This window comes from Derxia gummosa DSM 723, assembly GCF_000482785.1.
In the GTDB taxonomy this organism is placed as follows: domain Bacteria; phylum Pseudomonadota; class Gammaproteobacteria; order Burkholderiales; family Burkholderiaceae_E; genus Derxia; species Derxia gummosa.
In genome coordinates this window covers 150,767-168,061 of record NZ_KI519499.1, presented here as the reverse complement: position 1 = coordinate 168,061, position 17,295 = coordinate 150,767, and the positions used below count along the sequence as shown (strand labels likewise).

The 17,295-nt window shown below is 70.1% G+C and carries 12 protein-coding genes; 11 read left to right on the top strand and 1 reads right to left on the bottom strand.

What is annotated here, in order from left to right:
• Positions 1 to 86: 86 nt before the first annotated feature.
• The 11 genes from H566_RS26195 (at position 87) to H566_RS0118165 (ending at position 16,785) form a co-directional block, all read left to right on the top strand.
• On the top strand, positions 87 to 1,475 hold the full coding sequence (locus tag H566_RS26195) for a TolC family protein (RefSeq protein ID WP_051378969.1): 1,389 nt from the start codon (positions 87 to 89) through the stop codon (positions 1,473 to 1,475).
• A 284-nt stretch (positions 1,476 to 1,759) separates the two neighbouring features.
• Positions 1,760 to 2,800, top strand: coding sequence for a S1C family serine protease (locus tag H566_RS0118210; protein WP_028312559.1), 1,041 nt, complete (start codon positions 1,760 to 1,762; stop codon positions 2,798 to 2,800).
• Between the two features lie 588 nt (positions 2,801 to 3,388).
• The gene (scpB, locus tag H566_RS28575) at positions 3,389 to 4,099 is read left to right on the top strand and encodes an SMC-Scp complex subunit ScpB (protein WP_245591402.1); all 711 of its coding nucleotides are present in this window, start codon (positions 3,389 to 3,391) and stop codon (positions 4,097 to 4,099) included.
• Positions 4,096 to 6,690, top strand: coding sequence for a 23S rRNA pseudouridine(2605) synthase RluB (gene rluB, locus H566_RS29750; RefSeq protein ID WP_051378967.1), 2,595 nt, complete (start codon positions 4,096 to 4,098; stop codon positions 6,688 to 6,690). Before scpB ends, rluB begins: the two co-directional genes overlap by 4 nt.
• A 325-nt stretch (positions 6,691 to 7,015) precedes the next feature.
• Entirely contained in the window at positions 7,016 to 7,477 is a 462-nt protein-coding gene (gene rimP / locus H566_RS0118195) for a ribosome maturation factor RimP (RefSeq protein WP_028312557.1), read from the top strand.
• Positions 7,474 to 8,952: a transcription termination factor NusA gene (gene nusA / locus H566_RS0118190; protein ID WP_028312556.1), complete on the top strand. Its 1,479-nt coding sequence runs from the start codon at positions 7,474 to 7,476 to the stop codon at positions 8,950 to 8,952. Before rimP ends, nusA begins: the two co-directional genes overlap by 4 nt.
• Before the next feature lie 59 nt (positions 8,953 to 9,011).
• Positions 9,012 to 11,900 carry a translation initiation factor IF-2 gene (infB, locus tag H566_RS0118185; RefSeq protein ID WP_028312555.1) on the top strand — a complete coding sequence of 963 codons (2,889 nt, stop codon included), beginning with the start codon at positions 9,012 to 9,014 and terminating at the stop codon, positions 11,898 to 11,900.
• Positions 11,901 to 11,911: 11 nt separating this feature from the next.
• Positions 11,912 to 12,298 (top strand): 30S ribosome-binding factor RbfA, encoded by a 387-nt coding sequence (gene rbfA, locus H566_RS0118180; protein WP_028312554.1) that lies wholly within the window; start codon positions 11,912 to 11,914, stop codon positions 12,296 to 12,298.
• A gap of 61 nt (positions 12,299 to 12,359) precedes the next feature.
• Entirely contained in the window at positions 12,360 to 13,313 is a 954-nt protein-coding gene (gene truB, locus H566_RS26185) for a tRNA pseudouridine(55) synthase TruB (protein WP_034412188.1), read from the top strand.
• 196 nt (positions 13,314 to 13,509) lie between these two features.
• Entirely contained in the window at positions 13,510 to 15,339 is a 1,830-nt protein-coding gene (gene typA, locus H566_RS0118170; protein WP_028312553.1) for a translational GTPase TypA, read from the top strand.
• 171 nt (positions 15,340 to 15,510) lie between these two features.
• Positions 15,511 to 16,785: a hypothetical protein gene (locus H566_RS0118165; RefSeq protein WP_028312552.1), complete on the top strand. Its 1,275-nt coding sequence runs from the start codon at positions 15,511 to 15,513 to the stop codon at positions 16,783 to 16,785.
• A gap of 26 nt (positions 16,786 to 16,811) precedes the next feature.
• Here the strand turns inward: H566_RS0118165 and H566_RS0118160 are convergent, their stop codons facing one another.
• Positions 16,812 to 17,279: a hypothetical protein gene (locus H566_RS0118160; protein WP_156924494.1), complete on the bottom strand. Its 468-nt coding sequence runs from the start codon at positions 17,277 to 17,279 to the stop codon at positions 16,812 to 16,814.
• Positions 17,280 to 17,295 lie beyond the last annotated feature (16 nt).

The following is a 17,295-nucleotide window of genomic DNA, read 5'->3' as shown; positions in this document are numbered from 1 at the left end:
CTTGCGCGCTGGTGGTCGGGGGCTTGCTGGCGGGGGGCGGGCTGGCGCCGGCCGCCGAGCCGGCGCGGTCCGGCGCATCCGCCGGCTTGGCGAGCGCTGTCGCGGCTGGCGCCGATCCGGCGGGCCGCGCATCGGCCAGCGCGCCGGCGCTGGACCTGCGCCTGCCGCCCGCCGCCATCGCCCAGGCCGGCGCCGGCTTGTCCGCCGACGCGAGTGGTCAGCCCGCCGATGCCCGCGACCCGTCCGATCCCGCGCTGCACGACCACGCCCCCGCGCTGCCGCCCGACCTCGCGCGCGTGCTGCCGCCGTCCGAGACCGCCGAGCGCGCGATCGCCGCGCTGCCCGAGGTGAAGGAACGCCTGCGCCACATCGACTACCAGTCGGCCGAGCGCGACCGCCTCGCCGCCGGGCCCTACGAATGGACCGCGCGCGCCGTGGTGCAGCAGCGCCGCGAGGAGAGCGGCGGCCCGCGCTACCGCGAGCAGGAGCTGGCGATCGAGCGCGGCTTCCGCTGGAGCGGCAAGGTCGAGCAGGACCGCAAGCTCGGCGCGGCCGGCGTGCGGCTCGCGCGCAACGGCTATTCCGACGCGTGGCACGAGGGCGCGCGCGGGCTGGTCGCCGGCTGGTTCGCGGTGCTGCGCGAATCGCGCGCGGCGGCGCGGGCGGCCGAGCAGGCGGCCCAGCGCGAGCGCGCCGTGGCCGTCATCCGCAAGCGCGTCGCGGCCGGCGACGCGCCGCGCATCGAGCAGGGGCTGGCCGAATCCGAGGCTGCGCAGGCGCGCTCTGCGGTGCGCGCGGCCCAGGCCAAGGCGGCGGTGGCGCGGGCCGAATTCGCGCGTCGCTACGGCATCGCCGCGCCGGCCGAGCCGGTGCCGTCGCTGCCCGAGCCGAGCTACGACCCGGTGGACATCGACCGCTACATCGAGGCCGTGCTGGCCGACAACCACGAGATCCGCCTCGCCGAGATCGACGCCGCGCGCGCCCGCCTCATGGCCGACCGCGAGCGCGCCGAGCTGCTGCCCGACCCGACCGTCGGCGTGCACGCGGGCCGCGAGCGCGGCGGCATCGAGCGCATCGTCGGCGTGAGCGTGTCGATGCCGATCGGCGGCCCGGCGCGCACCGCGCGCGTGTCGGCGGCGCTGGCCGAGGCCGACATGGCCGACGAGCGCCTGCGCGCGACCCGCGTGCGCGTCGTGCAGTCGGCCTACGAGCTGGCGACCCTCGCCAACGCCGCCCGCGACAGCTGGGACAGCCTCCAGGCCGCCGCCGCGCTGGCCGAGCGCAATGCCGATCTGGCCGAGCGCGGCTATGCCCTCGGCGAGCTGGGCATCGGCGAGCTGCTGCTCGCGCGCCGGCAGGCCATCGAAGCCCGCACCGCCGAGGAGACGGCGCGCGTCGGCCTGCTCGAAACCCACGCGCGGCTGCTCGTCGATCGCCATGCGCTCTGGGCGCCACCGGAGGACGAGGACGAATGACGGGCCGTCGCCGTGCTGCCCGCCGTCGGATGCCGCCGTCCTTGCCATCGGCACCGACCCGTCACCGCGCGCCGCACGCGCGCTAGAGTGCCGGCCGTTCGAAAACTGCCGGCGCCGCGAACGCGTCGGCGCGCAAGACGCGGGAGACAGTGCGGATGACAGGCAGGAAGGCTTCGGTCGCGCGCATGGCGCGACAGGGTGCGGAGACGGGTGGGCTGCGCAGGGCTTGTGGTGGGCGCCAGATGCCACAGGGCGGGCACCGCCCGCATGCAAGCGCTTGCGCCATGGCGCTCGTGTTCATCGCTGCCTTGCTTGCGGCGCCGGTGGTTCAGGCCCAGCAGCCGCGCCCGGTCACGCCGCGCGGCGCGCTCGGCGCCGACGAGCAGGCGCTGGTGTCGCTGTTCGAGGCGACCGCGCCGTCGGTGGCCTACATCACGACCGAGACGCTCCAGGCGACCGGCCTGTTCCGCGCCGAGGTGCAGCAGGGCGCGGGCAGCGGCTTCGTGTGGGATGGCGCAGGGCACATCGTCACCAACAACCATGTGGTCGAGGGCGCGCGGCGGGTGTTCGTGCAGCTCGACGCCGGTCAGCCGATCGAGGCGACCGTGGTCGGCGCCTCGCCCGAATACGACCTGGCCGTGGTGCGGCTCAAGCGCGTGCCGGCCGATCTCAAGCCGATTCCGCTCGGCAGTTCGCGCGAGCTGAAGATCGGGCAGTCGGTGTTCGCGATCGGCAACCCCTTCGGGCTGTCGCGCACGCTCACGACCGGCATCGTCAGCGCGCTCGACCGCGAGCTGCCGACCACCGATTTCCGCGAGGTCGCGGGCGTGATCCAGACCGACGCGGCGATCAATCCGGGCAATTCGGGCGGGCCGCTGCTCGACAGCGCGGGCCGGCTCATCGGCGTGAACAGCGCGATCAAGTCGGCCTCGGGCAGTTCGGCGGGCGTGGGCTTCGCCATTCCGGCCGACCTCGTGAACCGCGTGGTGCCGGCGCTCATCGCGCGCGGCAAGGCGCCGCTGCCGGGCATCGGCATCGCACCGATCCGGCCCGACATCGTGGCGCGCGCCGGCATCAGCGGCATCGTCATCGCCGAGGTCGGGCGCGGCACGCCGGCGGCCGAGGCGGGGCTGCGCGCCTATGACGCGCGCTCGGGTGATCTGGGCGACGTGATCATCGGCGTTAACGGCCGGCGGGTGACGACGCTGTCGCAGTTCGTCAGTGAGCTGGATCGCGCCGGCATCGGCCAGAGCGCCGAGTTGACCGTGCTGCGCGGCGAGCGCGAGCGCACGGTCAGGGTCAAGGTGATCGACCTGCGACGTTGAGCAAGACAGTTGCGGTGGGCTGTGTATCATTCGGTGTCGCACGTCGGACCGGCGCGTGGGCCGTGAGAGGCTCCGAAGCCTCCCGCGAGCCGGCAGGTTCCGGTTTCCAAGCCGGGGCCGCGTTCCAGGCGCCGATCCTGCCCAGTGCGCATCGGCAGCCGGCCTTCCGGGCCGGAGGCGGTCGCAGGGTTGGGGTTCCGATCGGCACACCGGGCTCCGGCAGGCGCAATTCCAGGGTTTGGCCGTCGAGGGTCGTGGCATGTTGGGCACGACCGGCCCGGCACTTTTCCGTCCGGATCGCATCGGTCGCGTCACAGGTGGCGCGGCGGTGGTTCCGGGTTCGTTAATCGAGTTCTTTCGCGTGCGGCGCTGGCCCGGTCCGGGCGGCCTGGCGCCGGTCATCTCCGGTGCGGGGCAATGCCATCGCTCCGGTGGCCGGGCGCGACGCGCCGTACATGACGTGATCCGCCGCGCTGTCGGCGCGGCATCGGCGGCCAGTCCGCAACTATCCCTGACAACTGAATGATGATGACCGAGGCCAAGCGCGTCGTTGAGACGGCGCTGCTTTGTGCTCAGGAGCCACTGCCGGTGAACCAGCTGCGCAAGCTGTTCGAGCCCGAGGCCGAGCGCGGCCTCATCGAAAGCGTGCTCAACGAACTCGCCGAGGACTGGGCTGATCGTGGCCTGCGACTGTCGCTGCTGTCCACCGGATGGCGCTTCGTGTCGCGGCCCGAGATGCGCATGTTCCTGGAGCGGCTCAACCCCGAGCGACCCGCGCGCTATTCCCGCGCGGTGATGGAGACGCTCGCGATCATTGCCTACCGCCAGCCCGTGACGCGCGGCGACATCGAGGAGATCCGCGGCGTGACCGTGTCCACCCAGGTGATCAAGTCGCTGGAGGAGCGCGGCTGGGTCGAGGTGATCGGCCACCGCGACGCGCCGGGGCGCCCGGGGCTGTATGCGACGACGCGGCAGTTCCTCGACGACCTCGGACTGCGCGCCCTGGCCGATCTGCCACCGCCGGCGACGCTGGGCGAGGCCAGCCCTGGCGTCGCGCCGATCTCGCTGCCGACCCAGGTCGAGCTTGCGCTGGCCGACGAGACCGCCGCGCCGCCGGCCGCCGTGCCCTCCCGCTCGGCGCTGACTTTGGCCGACCTGGTGGCGGCCCACTCTGCTCCGGCCGCCGTCGCGGCGAGCGATTCCCTTTCCGACGCCGCGCCCGAGTCCGTGGCCGCCGCGTCCCTTCCCGATTCCCCCGAGGAGCCTGCCGGCTCCCGCACCCAGCCCGACGCGCCATGACCAACGATCAGCAAGAGACAGCCACCACGCCGGACCTTTTCGACGCCGGGTCCGGCGCCGATGCCGCCGAGGGCGCGTCGGCCAAGCCGAAGACCCGCCGCGCGCCGCGCAAGACGGCCGCGAACGTCGCCGATGCGGTGCCGACCGCCTCGGCGGACGCTCCCGCTGAGCCGGCCGCACCGCGCAAGCGCAAGCCGAAGGCAGCCCCCGCCAACGAGCCGCTTGCCGATGCCGGCCCCACGCCGTCACCCGATGGCGCCGAAGCGCCAGCGCCCAAGCGCGCGCGCAAGCGCAAGGCCGAGGCGGAACCGGCCGAGGTGGTGACGGCCGAGGCGACGACGACCGCGGTGGTGGTTGCCGAGACGCCCCGTCCGGCGCGCGCGCGTCGCGGCAAGCCGAAGGATGTCGAGGAGCATGGCGCGGCGGATCGGGCGCCGGCGGCGGTGCCCGCTTCCGATGAAGTGGCCGGCCGCGAGCGGTCGCGTCGCTCGTCGGCCACCGCCAAGGCGGCGCGGTCGTCCGACGCCGCGCCCTCCGTTGATGGCCAGCCTGCTGTCGTGCCGTCGTCGGCGCCGGTCGTGACCGGGATGGCTCCGGACGGCACGGCCGCGACCTCGCCGATCACGGCCGCGTCGGCGGATGCCGGCGAAACGCGCTCGACCGAGGTCGACACCGAACGACGGCCGCGTCGCGGCAGGCGCGGCCCCGGAACCGACGCCACGAATGACGCCGACCCGACCCATCCCGCGCGCCCGGCCGGCGAGTCGCGTCCCGCCCGCGATGCCGCTTCGACGCGCCCTGCGCGTGACGCCGAGGCCGGCACGACCACGCAGGCTGCCGGTGCCGACACGCAAGCGTCCTCCGACGTTCCCGCCGCCGGCGGCCAGCCCCAGGGCACGCCCGGCAGCGGCAAGCGCCGCCGCAAGCCGCGCGACCGTCGCGGCAAGCGCGAAGGCCGTGGCGAGGCCGGCGCCCAGCCGGGCGGCCAGCCCGGCGCTCGCGCCCAGGCTCAGCCCGAGATTCCCGAATTCGTCGACGAGGACGAGGACGACTACCTCATCGACAGTCGTACCACTTGGGCCGACAGCCAGCAGATCGCGCGCGACCAGCGCAACTACTTCGCCGCCACCCTCGACGACGAGGAACTCGACGAAGACGAACTGCTGAAGGAAATCACCGCCTACCGCCCGCGTGATCGCGGTCTCGGCAACGGCAACGGTCCGGGGAAGGGCCCCGTGCCCGAGGACTTCCCGCGCCGCGAGCGCGAGGCCGAAGGCTCGGCCTTCACGCCGCCCGCCGGCCGCGCCGCGATCGAGCAGATCGAGACGCTCGCGCCCAAGCTCCAGAAAGTGCTGGCCGACGCCGGCATCGGCTCGCGCCGCGAGATGGAGGAGCTGATCCTCGCCGGCCGCGTGTCGGTGAACGGCGAGCCGGCCCACATCGGCCAGCGCGTCGAGATCACCGACCAGGTGCGCGTGAATGGCAAGCCGCTACAGCGCCGTCATGTTGCCAAGCCGCCGCGCGTGATCGTCTATCACAAGCCCGCTGGCGAGATCGTCTCGAACGACGATCCCGAAAAGCGCGCGACCGTGTTCGAGCGACTGCCGCAGGTGAAGAACGGGCGCTGGGTATCGGTCGGCCGGCTCGACTTCAACACCGAGGGCCTGCTGATCTTCACGACCTCGGGCGAGCTGGCGAACCGGCTCATGCATCCGAAGTTCGGCCAGGAGCGCGAGTACGCGGTGCGCTGCATCCCCGAGCTCGAACCCGAAGCGCGGCGCCAACTGCTCGATGGCGTGACGCTCGACGACGGTCCGGCCAAGGTGAATAGCCTGATCGACGCTGGCGGTGACGGCGCCAACCACTGGTATCACGTCACGATCGGCGAAGGCCGCAACCGCGAGGTGCGCCGGCTGTTCGAGGCCGTGGGTGCGACGGTGAGCCGGCTGATCCGCGTGCGCTACGGCGACATCGACCTGCCGCGCGGCCTCAAGCGCGGTCGCTGGGCAGAGGCCTCGCCGATGGAGGCGGCCTTCCTGTGCGCGCGCATGGGCATCCGTCTGGCCGGCGACGCGCCCCAGAAGGGCGGCAAGCACGGCGGCAAGGGCCAGCAGCCCAAGCCGCCGCGCGAGATCTCGCCGCTCGACACGATGACCGAGGCGATGTTCGGCGTGTCGCCGGTCAAGAACGACAAGTCCAATTTCCTGACCACGCATGTGCTGACGGCGCGTCAGGGCGGCGGCGGTGGCCAGCAGCAACGCCGACGCGGGGGCATCCCGGGCATGCCGGGGATGGACGGTCCGCCGGATGGTCGTCCCGGTGGTCAGCCGCGCGGCCCGAAGCCGGGGCAGGGCGGTGGCAACCGTGGCCAGCAGGGCAAGAAGGCGGGTGGCTTTGCCGGCAACGGCAAGCCCAATGGCCAGAAGTTCGGCGGCAAGGCCAATGGCGCGAAGAAGTCGGGCAAGCCCGGCGGCGCACAGGCGATGGCCAAGCCCAATGGCGGTGGCAAGCCCCAGGGCAAGCCGGGCGGCGGTCGGCCCGGGGGCAAGCCCGGTGGCGGCCAGAAAGGACAGCGCGGCCCGAAGCTTTGATGCGGCTGCCGGTTTTCCCCTATAATCCGCAAGTTAAACGCGCAACGCCATTTGCCCGTCAACCCGGAGCCAGTTCGAGAACGCTGGGCCGGATTGCCGACAGGATGGATTGCGCACCCAGCAGGCAGTGAGAAATGGGCGTCAACGCCCATTTTTCTTTTTGGCCGGCATGTTTGATTGGATGCCCGCTTCGGCGGGCCGGTCGCAGGCCACTCGCTGGCTGGCGGTCGTCCTGAAGCCCTGTCACAAGGTTTCGCGCGGCCGTCGCCGCGGGCAGGCGGCCGTTGCTTACAGGACTCGCATATTGCTGCACTCGTCATCAGCGCTGCATGGCTTGATCGAACAGAACGCGACCGCGCTCGGATTCGAAGTCGTTGAGGTTGAACGCGCGCCCCAGGGGCTGCTGCGTGTGTCGATCGATCGTCCGGAGGGCCAGGGCGCCGTGACCGTCGGCGACTGTGAACGTCTGAGCGATCAGCTGACCCACGTGTTCATGGTCGAGAACATCGACTACGCGCGGCTGGAGGTGTCGTCGCCCGGCGTGGATCGCCCGCTCGTGAAGCCGGCCGACTATGCCCGTTTCGCCGGCACTGAAATCACGCTCAAGCTGCGCTCGATGGTGGCGGGCCAGCGCAAGTTCGAAGGCGTTCTCCAGGTGGCAGGCGAGGACGATTTCGCGATCGAGTTCGACACGCCGACCGGCCGCTCCCAGCTGCGGTTCAAGTTCGCCGACGTGGAGAAAGCGCGTCTCGTGCCCAAGCTCGATTTCAAGAGGAAAACAAGATGAGCCGCGAAGTGTTGTTGTTGGTCGATGCGCTCGCACGCGAGAAAAGCGTCAACAAGGAAGTGGTGTTCGAGGCGCTCGAACAGGCCCTCGCGGCTGCGTATCGCAAGCTGTTCAGCGGCGATGTCGACATCCGCGTGTCGGTCGATCGCGAGACGGGCGAGAACGAGGCCTTCCGTCGCTGGCAGGTCGTGCCCGACGAGGCCGGTCTGGAGTTTCCCGATCGCCAGGAACTGCTGAGCGATGCGCGCGAGCAGATCGCCGATATCGAGGTGGAGGAGTTCATCGAGGAGCAGCTCGCGCCGATCGAGTTCGGACGCCGCTTCGCGCAGGACACCAAGCAGGCCGTGCTGCAACGCATCCGCGACGCGGAGCGCGAGCAGATCCTCAACGACTTCCTCGAGCGCGGCGACCAGATCATCAACGGTTCGGTCAAGCGCATGGAGAAGGGTGACGCGATCATCGAGGCCGGTCGCATCGAGGCCAAGCTGCCGCGCGACCAGATGATCCCGAAGGAAAACCTGCGCGTGGGCGACCGTGTGCGCGCCTTTCTGCTCAAGATCGACCGCGCCGACAAGCGCCACAACATCATCGTGTCGCGCACCTCGGCCGACTTCATCAAGAAGCTGTTCGAGCTGGAAGTGCCCGAGATCGAGCAGGGCCTGCTGCACATCAAGTCGGCGGCGCGCGACGCGGGCGTGCGCGCCAAGATCGCGGTGTGGACGAACGACCGTCGCATCGACCCGATCGGCACCTGCGTCGGCATGCGCGGCTCGCGCGTGCAGGCGGTGACGAATGAACTGGCCGGCGAGCGCGTGGACATCGTCCTGTGGTCGGAAGACCCGGCGCAGTTCGTGATCGGCGCGCTGGCGCCGGCGAACGTGCAGTCCATCGTCGTCGACGAGGACAAGCACGCGATGGACGTCGTGGTGGACGAGGACAACCTCGCCATTGCGATCGGCCGCCAGGGTCAGAACGTGCGCCTCGCGTCCGAACTGACCGGCTGGCAGATCAACATCATGACGGCCGATGAGGCGCAGGAGCGCCAGAACAGCGAGCAGGGCAAGCTGCGCTCGCTGTTCATGGACAAGCTCGATGTCGACGAGGAAATGGCCGACATACTGATCTCGGAAGGCTTTACCAACCTGGAGGAAGTGGCCTATGTGCCGATCCAGGAAATGCTCGAGATCGAGGCCTTCGACCAGGAAACGGTCGAGGAACTGCGCAAGCGTGCCCGCGATGCGCTGCTCACCGACGCGATCGCGAAGGAAGAGCAGGTCGATGCGGTCTCGCAGGAGTTGCTCGACCTCGAAGGCGTTACGCCCGAGCTGGCCGAGACGCTGGTCGGCAAGGGCGTGAAGACGCGTGACGATCTGGCCGAGCTGGCCGTGGATGAATTGCAGGAACTGACGGGCCTGGACGTGGAAGCAGCGAAGGCGCTGATCCTTCGCGCTCGCGCTCACTGGTTCGAACAGTGATGGACAGGGACTGACCATACGGAAACGCAGTCCCTGCGCGTCCGGTTGACGAGGATGGAATGGCAAGCAAGAACGTAGGCGAATTCGCCGCGGAACTGAGGATGTCCGAGCGCACGCTGCTCGAGCAATTGCAGGCGGCTGGGGTCGAGAAGCATTCGGCGTCGGATCTGGTGACTGAATCCGACAAGGCAAAACTGCTGAACATGCTGCAGCGCGCGCATGGCTCGGCGGATGGCGCCGAGAAAAAGAAGATCACGCTCACGCGGCGCCAGACCTCCGAGATCAAGCAGGCGGACGCGACCGGCAAGTCGCGCACGATCCAGGTCGAGGTCCGGAAGAAGCGCACCTTCGTGCAGCGCGAGCCGGATCCGGCCGAGCTGCGCGCAGCCCAGGCTGCCGCCGAGGAAGCGGCCCGTCAGGCGCGAGAAGAGGAAGAGCGTCGCGCCGAGGCCGCGCGCATCGAGGCCGAGCGTCTCGAAGCCGAACGTCGTGCGGCCGAGGAAGCCCGCCGCAAGGCCGAGGAAGAGGCCGCGCGTGCCGAGGCTGCGCGCGTCGAGGCCGAGCGCCAGGCCGCCGAGGAGGCTGCGCGTCTGGCCGCCGAGCGTGTCGCCACGCAGGCTTCGGCTCCCGAGGCCGCCGCGGTGCCGGCACCCGCTCCGGCTCCCGCGCCCAAGAGTGACGCGGTCGTGGCCGCACAGGCCGCTGCGTCGGCCGCGAACGCTGCCGCGGCTGCCGCCAAGGCCGCCGAGGAAGAGGCCCGTGCCCAGGCCATCGCGCGCCGTCGTGCCGTCGAGGCCGAAGTCGCGGCGATGAACCGCATGCTGTCGCAGCCGAAGCGCGTGCTGAAGGCGCCCGAGAAGGCGCCGGCACCGCCGCCCCCGCCGGCCGCCACGCCCGCACCGGCCCCCGCCGCGCAGGCCGAGGGCACGCTGCATCGTCCGGCCGGCAAGCCGGGCGAGACTGCGGCCAAGCCTGGCGACAAGGCCGCGGCCAAGCCCGGTCCCGGCGGCACCAAGCAGATCAAGCAGTCCCAGGTCGCCTCGACCTGGAGCGACGACGCGGCCAAGAAGCGCGCGATCAAGACCCGTGGCGATTCCGCCGGCGGCGCTGGTGGTTGGCGCGGTCCGAAGGGCGGCGGCCGTCATCGTGGCGATTCGGGCAACAGCAACTTCAACGCGCCGACCGAACCGGTCGTGCGTGAGGTGCATATCCCCGAAACCATCACCGTGGCGGACCTCGCCCACAAGATGTCGGTGAAGGCGGCCGAGGTCATCAAGATGCTCATGAAGATGGGCCAGATGGTGACCATCAACCAGGTGCTGGACCAGGACACGGCGATGATCATCGTCGAGGAAATGGGTCACAAGGCTTTCGCGGCCAAGCTCGACGATCCGGAATCGGACCTCATCGGCCATGTGGCCGAGAGCGACGCTGCCGCCGAGCCGCGTCCGCCGGTCGTGACCATCATGGGTCACGTCGACCACGGCAAGACCTCGCTGCTCGACTACATCCGCCGCACCAAGGTCGCGTCGGGCGAAGCGGGCGGGATCACGCAGCACATCGGTGCGTATCACGTCGAGACGCCGCGCGGGATCATCACCTTCCTCGACACCCCGGGTCACGAGGCCTTCACGGCCATGCGTGCCCGCGGCGCGAAGGCGACCGACATCGTCATCCTCGTGGTGGCGGCCGACGACGGCGTGATGCCGCAGACGAAGGAAGCGATCCATCACGCGAAGGCGGCCGGCGTGCCGATCGTCGTGGCGATGAACAAGATCGACAAGCCCGAAGCCAACCCCGACCGCGTCAAGCAGGAACTGGTGGCCGAGTCGGTGGTGCCGGAAGAGTACGGCGGCGATTCGCCCTTCGTGGCGGTGTCGGCCAAGACCGGTCAGGGCGTCGACGATCTGCTCGAGAACATCCTGCTGCAGGCAGAAGTGCTCGAACTCACGGCGGTCAAGGAAGGCCCGGCCAAGGGTCTCGTGATCGAAGCGCGTCTCGACAAGGGTCGCGGTCCGGTGGCGACGGTGCTGGTGCAGTCGGGCACGCTCAAGCGTGGCGACACGGTGCTGGCGGGTTCGTCCTTCGGCAAGGTGCGGGCGATGCTGGACGAGGCCGGCAAGGCCATCCAGAGCGCGGGTCCGTCGATCCCGGTCGAAATCCAGGGTCTGACCGAAGTGCCGCCGGCCGGCGAAGAAGTGGTGGTGCTGCTCGACGAACGCAAGGCGCGCGAGATCGCGCTGTTCCGTCAGGGCAAGTTCCGCGACGTCAAGCTGGCCAAGCAGCAGGCCGCGAAGCTCGAAAACATGTTCGAGCAGATGGGCGAAGGCGAAGTCAAGACGCTGCCGCTCATCATCAAGGCCGACGTGCAGGGTTCGCAGGAAGCCATCGTGCATGCGATGAACAAGCTCTCGACCGACGAGGTCCGGGTGCAGGTCGTGCATGCGGCGGTCGGCGGCATCAGCGAATCCGACGTCAACCTCGCGACGGCGTCGAAGGCGGTGGTCATCGGCTTCAACACCCGTGCCGACACGTCGGCGCGCAAGCTGGCCGAGAACAACGGCGTCGACATCCGCTACTACAACATCATCTATGACGCGGTCGACGAGGTTAAGGCGGCCATGTCGGGGATGCTGTCGCCCGAGAAGCGCGAGCAGGTCATCGGTACCGTCGAGATCCGTCAGGTCTTCCACGTGCCGAAGATCGGCGCGGTGGCGGGCTGCATGGTCACCGACGGTCTGGTCAAGCGGAACGCGAGCGCGCGTCTGCTGCGCCAGAACGTCGTGGTCTGGACCGGCGATCTCGATTCGCTCAAGCGCTTCAAGGACGACGTCAAGGAAGTCAAGCAGGGCTTCGAGTGCGGTCTCTCGCTGAAGAACTACAGCGACATCCAGGAAGGCGACCAGCTCGAGATCTTCGAGACCATCGAAGTCGCGCGCACGCTCTGAGGCAGCAGTCGATGAAGAAGCGTTCGACGAGCGCTCCCGCCGGGAGCCGCACCACGCGCATCGCCGACCAGATCCAGCGCGATCTGGGCGAGTTGATCCCGCGCGAGGTGCGCGACCCGCGCGCGACGCTCGTGACCGTGACCGGCGTCCAGGTCACGGCCGACTATGCGCATGCGAAGGTGTTCGTGAGCACGCTGCGCGACGAACCCGAGGCCAAGGCCGGCGCCGTCGCGGCGCTGAACGAGGCATCGGGCTGGCTGCACAGCCTGCTGTACAAGCGGCTGCACATCCACACCGTGCCGCGGCTGCATTTCGTGCTCGATGAATCGGGCGTGCGAGGACTGGATCTCTCGCGCCTCATCGACACCGCGAATGCGACCCGCGCCAAGGACGACTGACAGCACGGGAAAGGCAGCGCCGACCGGATTCGCGTGATGCGGCCCTGGCGGCCGACAGCGAATGACGATCTCCGGCGTACTCCTGCTCGACAAGCCCGAGGGCCTGAGCTCCAACTCCGCGCTTGGCAAGGCCAAGTGGCTGGTGGGCGAGCGCAAGGCCGGGCATACGGGCACGCTCGATCCCTTCGCGACCGGGCTGCTGCCGTTGTGCTTCGGCGAAGCCACGAAGTTCTCGGCCGACCTGCTCGATGCCGACAAGACCTACGAGGCCACTGCGCGTCTGGGCCAGCGCAGCAGCACCGGCGATACCGAAGGCGAGATCGTCGAGGAGCGTCCGGTGGAGGCGGGCCGCGAGCAGATCGACGCGGTGCTGACACGCTTTCGCGGTGAAATCAGCCAGATTCCGCCGATGCATTCGGCGCTCAAGCGCGACGGCAAGCCGCTGTACGAACTGGCACGCAAGGGCATTGAGGTGGAGCGCGAACCGCGCCGACTGCGCATCGAGGCGCTCGACGTGATCGCCTTCGAGGCGCCGGTGCTGAAGTTCCGCGTGAGGTGCAGCAAGGGCACCTATGTGCGCGTGCTGGCCGAGGACATCGGCGCGGCGCTCGGCTGCGGTGCGCATCTCACCGCGCTGCGGCGCGTCGGCGTCGGAGCACTCGACATCTCTGCTGCCGTCACCTTGAACGAACTCGAATCCATGCCCGACAAGCAAGCCCGTCAGGCTCGGCTCGCGCCGCTCGACGCGCTGCTGTCGAGCCTGCCGAGGCTCATGCTCGGCGAGGCGGAAGCGGCACGCTTCCTGCACGGCCAGCGCCTCAAGACGGCGGAAAGCGTCGGTCTGGCGCGATTGTTGTTGCCCGCGCGCACCGTGGCGGCCGAAGAGCCTCCCGATGTCGCGGACGCGACGGGCGACGAGTTGCGCGTGCGCGTGTACGACGCGACGCGACTGCTCGGCACGGCGCTGCTCGGCGCCGACGGCAGGCTCCAGCCGAGCCGGCTCGTCGCGGGCTGACCGCGACAGGCGACGCTGGGCGGATCGACCGCCGCGCCGAGCCACCGACCGGGGCAGCGCAGCCCGGCAACCGCCGACGCGCCAGCCGCTTTCGGGCGGTGCCCGTCAGGCTTCAAGAACAGAGCAAGAACAGAACACCGCCGTGCCCTCCGCCCGGCAACCCTGAATCCGAATCCCAGAACCTCACGAGACCCACATGACCAAACGCGCCCTACGCAACATCGCGATCATCGCGCACGTCGACCACGGCAAGACCACCCTCGTCGACCAGCTCCTCCGTCAGTCCGGCACCTTCCGCGAGAACCAGCAGGTGGCCGAACGCGTGATGGACAGCAACGACCTCGAAAAGGAACGCGGCATCACCATCCTGGCCAAGAACTGCGCCGTGGACTGGAACGGCTACCACATCAACATCGTCGATACCCCGGGGCACGCCGACTTCGGCGGTGAAGTCGAGCGCGTGCTGTCGATGGTCGACGGCGTGCTGCTGCTGGTGGACTCGGTCGAAGGCCCGATGCCCCAGACCCGCTTCGTGACGAAGAAGGCGCTCGCGCTCGGCCTCAAGCCGATCGTCGTGGTGAACAAGATCGACCGTCCGGGCGCGCGTCCGGAATACGTGGTCAATGCGACCTTCGACCTGTTCGACAAGCTCGGCGCGACCGAGGAGCAGCTCGACTTCCCGATCGTCTACGCCTCGGGCCTGTCGGGCTACGCCGGCCTGACCGACGACGTGCGCAGCGGCAACATGGACCCGCTGTTCCAGATGGTCATCGACCATGTGCCGGTGCGTGACGACAACACCGACGGCCCGTTCCAGCTCCAGATCACCTCGCTCGAATACAGCAGCTACGTCGGCAAGATCGGCGTCGGCCGCGTCAACCGCGGTCGCGTCAAGCCGGGCAGCAGCGTCGTCTACCTCGACGGCCCGACCGGCACGCCCAAGCAAGGCCGCATCAATCAGGTGCTCAAGTTCCGCGGCCTCGAACGCGAACTGGCCGACGAAGCCCAGGCCGGCGACATCGTGCTGATCAACGGCATCGAGGAACTCAACATCGGCACCACCGTCTGCCAGCCCGACACGCCGGAAGGTCTGCCGATGCTGAAGGTGGACGAGCCGACGCTGACGATGAACTTCATGGTCAACAGCTCGCCGCTCGCGGGCCGCGAAGGCAAGTTCGTGACCAGCCGCCAGATCCGCGAGCGCCTGGAGCGCGAACTGAAGGCGAACATGGCGCTGCGCGTCGAGTTCCCGGATGACACCGACACCTTCATCGTGTCGGGCCGTGGCGAACTGCACCTGACCATCCTCGTCGAGAACATGCGCCGCGAAGGCTATGAACTCGCCGTCGGCAAGCCGCGCGTCGTGTTCAAGGACATCGACGGCGTGAAGTGCGAGCCCTACGAAGCGCTGACGCTCGACGTCGAAGAGCAGCACCAGGGCGGCGTGATGGAAGCCCTCGGCCTGCGCAAGGGCGACCTGCTCGACATGCAACCGGACGGTCGCGGCCGCGTGCGCCTCGAATACAAGATTCCGGCGCGCGGCCTCATCGGCTTCCAGGGCGACTTCCTGACGATGACGCGCGGCACCGGCCTCATGAGCCACGTGTTCGACGAGTACGCGGCGGTCAAGCCGGGCGAACTCGGCGAGCGCCGCAACGGCGTGCTGATCAGCCAGGACGACGGCGCCGCCGTGGCCTACGCGCTGTGGAAGCTGCAGGATCGCGGCCGCATGTTCGTGTCGCCGGGCGAGGCGCTGTACGAGGGCATGATCATCGGCATCCACAGCCGCGACAACGACCTCGTCGTCAACCCGATCAAGGGCAAGCAGCTCACCAACGTGCGCGCCTCGGGCACCGACGAAGCCGTGCGCCTCGTGCCGCCGATCCAGCTCAACCTCGAATACGCGGTCGAGTTCATCAACGACGACGAGATCGTGGAAGTGACGCCGCAGAACATCCGCCTGCGCAAGCGCCACCTCAAGGAACACGATCGCAAGCGCGCCTCGCGCGAAGCCGCGCTCGACTGAGATCGCCGGCTTGCAAGGGCTTGCGCGGCTTTCCGCGCGGGCGTCGCGCCGGAGAGCCTGCAAAGGCTTGCACCGCCTCGTGGCGGTCCGTCGCGCTCCGGGTGGTCCGCTGCCCGCATGATCCGGAAGGCCCGCCTCGCGCGGGCCTTTTTCATGCTTGATCGTCGCGCGATGAATCCGACCGAACACCTCCTCCGCTTTCCCGCCCTGGTGCATGGCTGGCGCGAGCTGCTGCTCGACACGCCGCCCGCGCCCGAGCTGCGCGCCGCCTTCGCCGACTGGAGCAAGGCCGTGGCGCGGGACTTTCTCGCGCGCGCCGACCGCCCTCCCGCGTCGGCCGAGCACGCGGAACTCGACCGCTGGTACGCGAGCGCGACTGGCCAGCAGACGCTCGCGGCCGTCACCGTGGCGCTCTGGCGCCAGATGAGCGCCCACGCCGACCACGCCATGCCGGCCCACGACGCGCGTCACGCGATGCTCAAGGTGCCGACCGCGAGCCTGGAGCACCTGATGGCCGAACGCGTCGAGGGTCATGCGCGCATCGGCGCGCTCGGCGCGCTGCTGCACGACCACGGCCGCTGGGCGGAGGAGCGGCTCTTCGGCGGGCCGGCCGCGAGCGTGCTGCATGCGCGCATGAGCTTCCTGCTCGGACGCGAACTGCTCGCCGGCTTCGAGCTGCCGCCGTTGCTGGCCGACCAGCTCCTGCTCACCGCGCTGCGCCACACCTCGGGTGCAGAGCCGCAGGATCCGATGCCGCTCAAGCTCACCGTGTCGGCCGACCGCGACCAGCTGTTCGGCCACGAGATCGCGCTGCGGCTCTGCCATCACGCACCCAACGAGCGCGGCGAGTACCGCAGCCTGGTCGGCGAGCTGCCGGGCGAGGCGCCGGGACTGTCGGCGCTCGATCGCATCGAGTTCTTCTTCCGCAACCGGCTGCCGGGGCCGCTGTTCGCGCTCGACGCCCAGGTGGCGGCACGGCGGGCCTGGCTGTTCGACTTCCTGCTGATGGCCGAGCCGTTCACGGCGAGCCGGGCGCGCTTCGCCGATCTGGCGGCGGACGGGCAGGGCGCGCCGGCGCATCAGGGGCGGCGGTTGCCCGCGAGCCTGCTCGACGGGCTCGACCTTGCCGAGCGGCATGCGCGTGCGACCGCGCTGCGCCCGGCCGCGACCGATCCGGAAACTGAACTCGCCGCCTTGCTCGATCTGCCGCGCGTTGCGCCGTCGCCGGCCTATCGCGCGCTCGCGATGGGCCGCCTCGCACGCCTCGACGACGCAGCGCGCGAGCGGTTGGCCGGCGCCTTCCGCTTCGCCGCCGACGCCTGTCACGCGGACGACGCGCGCCAGCTGACCTTCCTGCGGGCGCTGCGCCAGCGCGAGGCCGCCGACGCGCCGGTGGCGGCGCTGGCGGGACTGCTCATCAATGCAGGCTGGGGCGCGGCGGGCTGACGCATCTGGCGTCGGCTTTTCGCCGGCTACTGGTCGCCGAGAAGTTCCCGCGCCGCCCGCGCGAGTCCCGCACCGGCCAGTTCCAGCGGCTCCCATTCCGACAACACGAGTTCGCCCGAGCGCGCGGCGCATCCGGCCGCGGTCAGGGCGTCGGCTCGCGCCGAGGCGGCACGGGCGTCGCGCAGGCGCTCGACCCGCAGCGCGCCATCGGCCGCGAGCCACAGCACGAAGGCCGCGCCGCGCCCGGCCATTGCCGGCGCTGCTGGCTTGCCGCCGGCCATCAATCCGATCTCGCGCCCGGTGTCGCGGCGCACCCGGTCGAGCGCCGCGCCCAGCAGCAGGGCGTCGAGTCGCGCGCGCTTGCGCGACCACACGACGAAGCCGATGGCGGCAATGGGCAGGAGCAGGGCGAGTTCGATCATCGGCGGCAGACAGGCAGACAGGCAGATTTCCCGGCGCGCTCTCTCACGGCCGATGATCACGGCCCGCGACACAGCCACGCACTAGAAT

Excerpts from the sequence above, each read along its gene's own strand:
- H566_RS0118210 (WP_028312559.1), top strand. The coding sequence starts at position 1,760 with ATGGCGCTCGTGTTCATCGCTGCCTTGCTTGCGGCGCCGGTGGTTCAG.
- rluB (WP_051378967.1), top strand. The coding sequence starts at position 4,096 with ATGACCAACGATCAGCAAGAGACAGCCACCACGCCGGACCTTTTCGAC.
- nusA (WP_028312556.1), top strand. The coding sequence starts at position 7,474 with ATGAGCCGCGAAGTGTTGTTGTTGGTCGATGCGCTCGCACGCGAGAAA.
- infB (WP_028312555.1), top strand. The coding sequence starts at position 9,012 with ATGGCAAGCAAGAACGTAGGCGAATTCGCCGCGGAACTGAGGATGTCC.
- rbfA (WP_028312554.1), top strand. The coding sequence starts at position 11,912 with ATGAAGAAGCGTTCGACGAGCGCTCCCGCCGGGAGCCGCACCACGCGC.
- truB (WP_034412188.1), top strand. The coding sequence starts at position 12,360 with ATGACGATCTCCGGCGTACTCCTGCTCGACAAGCCCGAGGGCCTGAGC.
- typA (WP_028312553.1), top strand. The coding sequence starts at position 13,510 with ATGACCAAACGCGCCCTACGCAACATCGCGATCATCGCGCACGTCGAC.
- H566_RS0118165 (WP_028312552.1), top strand. The coding sequence starts at position 15,511 with ATGAATCCGACCGAACACCTCCTCCGCTTTCCCGCCCTGGTGCATGGC.